Raw genomic sequence first — 6,170 nt, 5'->3', positions numbered from 1 at the left:
CAAATCCTCTCCCCCTCTCCCCTTCTCCCCCTCTCCCTCTCTAATACCATAGGCAATCTAGATGCAACACAGCTTATGTGCAACTTCACATTAAATTGGTATTGTGGGGTGGGCGTCCCGCCCGCCCTCAATATGCAATTTAAATGCGTGACAGCTTACCTCGATCGCCCAACCGATCGAACTTGGTTTCCTTACCACACATATTAGCTTTTTGTCAATATATCGAGATCGCTTTTGGGATGCTTAACTGAGTGATAGGAAATTTGATAAAGATTTACAAAAGAAACGTGTCAGAATGGAAACAATAAGGTAATGGGTAAAAAGACAAGGAGGCACTGATGGTAGCGCTGACTGAACGAGTCCAACGCAGATTGACGGTGGAAAAAGTCGAAATTGCCCCTGACACAACGGCAATTCGATGCCTGGACTGGGATAGAGACCGCTTTGACATCGAATTCGGACTCAAAAACGGTACAACTTACAACTCATTCATCATTCGCGGTGAAAAAACCGCCCTCGTCGATACCTCGCACGAGAAGTTTCGCCAGCAATACATGGAAACTCTGACGGGCGAAATTGACCCTAAAGAGATTGACTATCTAATTATCAGCCACACCGAACCAGACCACAGCGGTTTAGTCAAAGACGTGTTGGCGCTGGCACCCCAAGCGATTGTCGTGGGGGCGAAAGTAGCAATTCAATTTTTAGAAAACCTTGTACACCAACCATTTGAACGATTGGTAGTCAAAAACGGGGACAAACTAGATTTAGGAAACGGCCACATTATCGAATTTGTATCGGCCCCGAACTTGCACTGGCCCGATACTATTTTCAGCTACGACAGCAAAACTCAAGTGCTGTTTACCTGCGACGCTTTCGGGATGCACTACTGTTCCGACAGCACCTTCGATGACGATTTAGCAGCAGTTGAGGAAGATTACCACTTTTATTATGAGTGTTTGATGGCTCCCAATGCTCGATCGGTACTCGCTGCGATGAAGCGGATGGCAGAGTTGGGAGAAATCGGTACAGTTGCAACCGGTCACGGGCCGTTGCTGCGGCACAATGTGGTGGAACTTACCGGACGCTACAAAAAGTGGAGCCAAGCGCAAGCTAAGGCAGAAACCACTGTAGCGGTATTTTACACCTCCGACTACGGATTTAGCGATCGACTCAGCCAGGCGATCGCCCACGGTATCACCAAAACCGGTGTCGCCGTGGAAATGATGGATTTGAGAATCGCCGACTTACAAGAAGTTGCGGAACTTGTCGGTAATGCTGCCGGTATCGTAATTTGTTCGCCGCCGAGTGGCGGTACTGCTGCTGTGAATGCCGAAGCTGCCATCAACACAATTTTAGTTGCAGCTAACAACAAACAATCTTTCGGTTTGTGTGAATCCGGTGGCGGCGATGACGTATCTATTTACCCGCTGAGAAACAAGTTCAAAGAATTGGGTTTAAAAGAAGCATTTCCCAACATTTTAATTAAAGAATCACCGAAAGAAGCGAGTTATCAACTTTGCGACGAAGCAGGCACAGACTTGGGACAGTGGCTGACGCGGGACAAAGCTGTCAAACAGATGAAATCCCTCGATAGCGACCTCGATAAAGCTTTGGGACGGATTAGCGGTGGACTGTACATCATCACTGCTCAAAAAGGCGAGGTTAGCGGTGCGATGCTGGCTTCTTGGGTGACGCAAGCTAGCTTTAAACCGCTGGGTTTAACAATAGCAGTTGCGAAGGATCGGGCGATCGAATCGATGATGCACGCGGGTGATAAATTTGTTCTCAACGTGCTGGAAGAAGGCAATTATCAAACTTTGATGAGGCACTTTTTAAAGCGTTTTGCTCCTGGTGCAGATCGATTTGCCGGAGTTAAAACTCAACCAGCAACCAACGGTTCTCCGATTCTGACAGATGCTTTGGCTTACATGGAATGCGAAGTAGTCAGCCGGATGGAACTTTCGGATCATCATATCGTATATGCGATCGTCGATAGCGGCCGCGTATCCAATCCCGATGCACTGCCGGCAGTTCACCACCGCAAAGTCGGAAATCATTATTAGGAAGTTGACAGTTGTCAGTTGACAGTTGACAGTTGTCAGTTGACTGTTGTCAGGAGCACGAGGAAATTCAACGATATATCGATCGACTGTCTGAGTCAACACATCCCAAACGTCTTAGTAAGGTGCGTCAGCCGATGTTTTACGCGACTTCATCATTGACTATCTACTGACGCACCCTACAGTTACAGTCCTGAAGGCAACTGGCTACCAAAAAACTCTATACGTAAGGTGCGCCACAAGCGCCTTACCGAGTTTTCAACGTAGGGTGTGCAATGCGCACATTACCGGGCAAACCGTTGTCATTTTGACTCCATTTTAACTAGGGGAATTACCAATGCCTGCCAATCTTTTAGAAGACCGAGATTACACAATTATTATTGCCAGAAGCGATGCCAGCAAAGACCCCCAACATCCTTGGTACGAGGAGTGGGTAGAAGCACAGGCATCTCTGATCGACTTAGCAAAAAAATGTCAGGAATTTGACAGCGACGGCATCACCCTTTACGAAGCTTCTACTCCTATGTGGAAGTATAAAAATTCAAATGTTGCCCGGTTAGCTGAAATTTTGCAGCGACAAAATACGGAACCCGATTCCGCAAACCCGACTGCAATTAATTTGGAAGAAGCTCTGAAAGAAGCTTTAAGCGATTATTTTACAACAAAAAGAAATACCAAAGGGAAGAAAGGAGCAATAATTGTTGCAGTCGTAGATGAAAAACCAGAAAAGACCGCTGCTGTCGCCGAAATTCTTGTAAGTGCGGCAAATAAAATAGATAAAGATGAAGAAATTGGGGTGAGCTTTATCCAAATTGGGGATGATTTGACAACCAGGGAATTTCTGACTGACCTGGATACGAATTTACAGGGTAGAGGTGCAAGGTTTGACATTGTAGATACCAAGTTTTGGCACGAAATCAAAAGAAGTTCTGTAGTTCAGTTTCTCATAGGTGCAATTAATGACTAACACTTTGACTCCTAGACTCGGATCTGATGCCAAACCCCGCGACGTGCAGTTTATCCCGATCGCACTCGATACTTTTATTGTGCGATCGCGCACTTGGGACAGACTCAAATTTGAAGTCGAGTATTCGCTGCAAAAGGGTACGACAGCAAATAGCTATATTATTCAAGCTGACAAAACTGCTTTGTTCGACCCGCCGGGGGAATCTTTTACTCAAAATTACCTGGAATTTTTGCAGCAACGGGTGGACTTGACAAAGCTGGATTACATAATTTTGGGGCATTTCAATGCTAACAGAGCAACCACGATTAAGGCTCTGTTAGAATTAGCTCCTGAAGTAGCTTTGGTTTGCACTAATCCAGCGGCAATTAGTTTGCGAGCCGCTTTTCCCGATCGAGAATTAAACATTATGGTCGTTCGGGGAGAAGAAACTCTCAACTTAGGAAAAGGTCACGCCTTAAAATTCATTGCGACTCCGACTCCTCGCTGGCCCGATCAACTTTGCACCTACGATCCGCAAACTCGAATCGTGTTCACTGACAAACTATTTGGAGCTCACGTTTGCGGCGACCAAGTATTTGATGAAGGGTGGAGCGTTTACAGCGAAGATAGGCGCTATTATTACGATTCCCTGCACGCATCTCAGGCAAAACAAGTGCTGGCGGCAATGGATAAATTAGCCGATTTACCAGCAGCATTTTATGCTCCCGGTCACGGCCCGATCGTCCGTTACGGCCTCCACGAACTCAGCAATTTGTATCGGGAATGGAGCCAGCAACAAAATTCAAAAGACTTGACAGTTGCTTTGATTTATGCTTCTGCTTACGGAAATACGGCTACTTTAGCGCAGGCGATCGCCAAAGGAATTACTAAAGCCGGCGTTGCTGTAGAAAGTATCAACTGCGAATTTGCCGAACCGGGAGAAATTAAAGAGGCGATCGAAAAATGCGCGGGATTTATCATCGGAACTCCCACGCTAGCAGGACACGCTCCGACGCAAATTCAAACTGCTTTGGGAATTGTTTTATCTACCGCAACTAAGAGCAAATTAGCGGGGGTTTTCGGTTCTTTTGGCTGGAGTGGAGAGGCGATCGACTTAGTGGAAAACAAGCTGAAAGATGCCGGCTATCGAATTGGATTTGAGCCGATTCGAGCCAAATTTAAGCCGACGGCGGCGACGATTCACGAGTGCAAAGAAGCGGGAACGGATTTTGCTCAAGCTTTGATTCGATCGCAAAAATTGCGGGCACCGAAACCGCAGTTAGCAGCGGGAAGCGATCGCACTGAACAAGCTGTAGGGAGATTGGTTGGTTCGCTGTGCGTACTCTCGGCGAAGCGCGGGGATGTCAGCAGTGCGATGCTGGCTTCGTGGGTGTCGCAAGCAACGTTTAATCCGCCCGGTGTGACGATTGCGGTGGCGAAAGATCGATCGATCGAAGCTTTGATGTACGCCGGAGATAAATTTGTGCTGAATATCTTAGCAGAAGGGCGACAGTTGCGGAAGTATTTCATGAAAAACTTTGCTCCCGGAGAAGACAGATTTGCCGGAGTCGAAACAATGGAAGCTAGCAACGGCTGTCCGGTTTTGACTGATGCTCTAGCTTATCTGGAATGCGAAGTGATAAGTCGGATGGAATGCGGGGATCACTGGGTAGTTTATGCGGCGATTGAAAACGGTCATTTGCTCAAAAATGACGGCGTGACAGCGGTGCACTACCGGAAATCTGGGAGTCATTATTAAGCTACGTCTAGGACACGGCATTGCCGTGTCCCTACAAATATATCGAAGTTTTTATCTGCGTTAATTCGCGTTCATCTGCGGTTGAAAAACCGATTTACTTGTCCTCAACAGTCTTTTCCGGCCACAGATAAATAGCGCCAGAAATCAAAGTTAAAGCCACAGAAACCCAAAAAGCAATTAATGCGGGAAAATTCCACGCTTCAGACAGAGGAGCAATTAAAAGTGCGATCGCCACAATCTGACTCACCGTCTTCAATTTCCCCCAAATATTAGCTCCCGAAATCGTAGTTTTATTAACACGCCACCCCGCAATTGTCAACTCCCTGCCCAAAATCAAAAACACTGCCCAAGCCGGCACTTTCCCCAACTCAATCAACACTAAAAGCGGCGCGAGCACCAACAATTTATCCACCAAAGGGTCGAGAAACTTACCCAAATCGGTAATTTGATTCAGCTTCCTAGCCAAATAGCCGTCCAGCCAATCAGTAGCCGCAGCTACTACAAAAATTGCGGTGCAAATCCAGCGGCTTTGCGCGCTTGGATCGTACAAACCGTAGAGCAAAAAAGGCACTCCCAGTAAGCGAGAAAAAGTAATCAAATTAGGCAAATTCATAGCAGAAGGAATAAGGAATAAGAGCGATGTAAAAATGCAATTGGGGACAATCGTTTCAGTGATTGAGAACGTCCTGACTGTCGGGCGAGGTTGCTACAAATCAAAAATTAAGGGCAACTCTGCGGAGATTGCCCTTAATTTAACATTTTTTGCAGTCACTTTAGTAAACAATGCAGTTCATCAATTTTTTATCCAGTTCTATGATATAATCTCGACCGTAAGATTTATTTTCTAATCCTTGTACCAGATTTTCTGGCAGGTCTTGGGCAATTTCACTGCTACAGGAACCAGCAGCTAAAGCAATAGTTGCTACTGTATCGACATCTCCGGAAAAGGCAATGCAATCTTGAAGCAGTTTGCTCGTAGTATCATTTCGCATGACAGCAGTAATAGCTGCTCTCACACAGACCAAACCTTTAGCGCTGACTTCTCCTTGCCAAGGTATCGACCACTCACCAGCGACGTGCCTTTCTAGAAAATTTCCCAAATTATTCTTTAAACCTAGCCGATAAATAAAGTAATGGGACATCAAAGCAGCCGCTATAGCTGCATTAATGCCATCGGGACTATTGTGGGTAATTGCAGCTTGAATGGTAGCATTTTCGATGACTTTTTCAACAGTCGGAAAAATGCCAATTGGGCCGGCTCGCATCGCAGATCCGCTTTTATCGCTAGCGGAGTGCATTTTTTCTAAGAATTCTTTTCCGTCTTGAACCATTGGTGACAAGTTAAGGCTGTAAGTCTTTTGTCAAGAGGTTTTCAGAGAATTGTTGAAAAAGAACTGGTCAG

At 46.1% G+C, this 6,170-nt stretch carries 6 protein-coding genes; 4 read left to right on the top strand and 2 right to left on the bottom strand.

Annotation, left to right across the window (positions count from 1 at the left end; all coding sequences use genetic code 11):
* From QUB70_RS31295 to QUB70_RS31280, 4 genes are all read left to right on the top strand, one after another.
* A partial coding sequence (locus QUB70_RS31295) for a hypothetical protein (RefSeq protein ID WP_332985653.1) occupies positions 1-207 on the top strand: 207 nt, incomplete at its 5' end.
* A 131-nt stretch (positions 208-338) separates the two neighbouring features.
* Entirely contained in the window at positions 339-2,066 is a 1,728-nt protein-coding gene (locus tag QUB70_RS31290; RefSeq protein WP_332985652.1) for a diflavin flavoprotein, read from the top strand.
* Between the two features lie 334 nt (positions 2,067-2,400).
* A complete protein-coding gene (locus QUB70_RS31285; protein ID WP_332985651.1) occupies positions 2,401-3,030 on the top strand; it encodes a hypothetical protein in 630 nt (209 codons plus the stop codon).
* On the top strand, positions 3,023-4,768 hold the full coding sequence (locus QUB70_RS31280; RefSeq protein ID WP_332985649.1) for a diflavin flavoprotein: 1,746 nt from the start codon (positions 3,023-3,025) through the stop codon (positions 4,766-4,768). Before QUB70_RS31285 ends, QUB70_RS31280 begins: the two co-directional genes overlap by 8 nt.
* A gap of 94 nt (positions 4,769-4,862) precedes the next feature.
* On the opposite strand, the gene pgsA is transcribed toward QUB70_RS31280, so the two are convergent.
* Both pgsA and QUB70_RS31270 read right to left on the bottom strand, forming a co-directional pair.
* Positions 4,863-5,381, bottom strand: a complete 519-nt coding sequence (gene pgsA / locus QUB70_RS31275) for a CDP-diacylglycerol--glycerol-3-phosphate 3-phosphatidyltransferase (protein WP_332985647.1) — start codon at positions 5,379-5,381, stop codon at positions 4,863-4,865.
* A gap of 160 nt (positions 5,382-5,541) precedes the next feature.
* Entirely contained in the window at positions 5,542-6,099 is a 558-nt protein-coding gene (locus tag QUB70_RS31270) for an ADP-ribosylglycohydrolase family protein (RefSeq protein ID WP_332985646.1), read from the bottom strand.
* Positions 6,100-6,170: the final 71 nt, after the last annotated feature.

The sequence above is a fragment of the Microcoleus sp. A003_D6 genome, from assembly GCF_036702825.1.
In the GTDB taxonomy this organism is placed as follows: domain Bacteria; phylum Cyanobacteriota; class Cyanobacteriia; order Cyanobacteriales; family Microcoleaceae; genus Microcoleus.
Note: the sequence above shows the minus strand (reverse complement) of the source record. Positions and strands in the feature narration are given on the sequence as shown.

What these genes read in the sequence shown, in the direction of transcription:
- pgsA (WP_332985647.1), bottom strand. Translation starts at nt 5,381, where the DNA reads ATGAATTTGCCTAATTTGATTACTTTTTCTCGCTTACTGGGAGTGCCT.
- QUB70_RS31280 (WP_332985649.1), top strand. Translation starts at nt 3,023, where the DNA reads ATGACTAACACTTTGACTCCTAGACTCGGATCTGATGCCAAACCCCGC.
- QUB70_RS31285 (WP_332985651.1), top strand. Translation starts at nt 2,401, where the DNA reads ATGCCTGCCAATCTTTTAGAAGACCGAGATTACACAATTATTATTGCC.
- QUB70_RS31290 (WP_332985652.1), top strand. Translation starts at nt 339, where the DNA reads ATGGTAGCGCTGACTGAACGAGTCCAACGCAGATTGACGGTGGAAAAA.
- QUB70_RS31270 (WP_332985646.1), bottom strand. Translation starts at nt 6,099, where the DNA reads ATGGTTCAAGACGGAAAAGAATTCTTAGAAAAAATGCACTCCGCTAGC.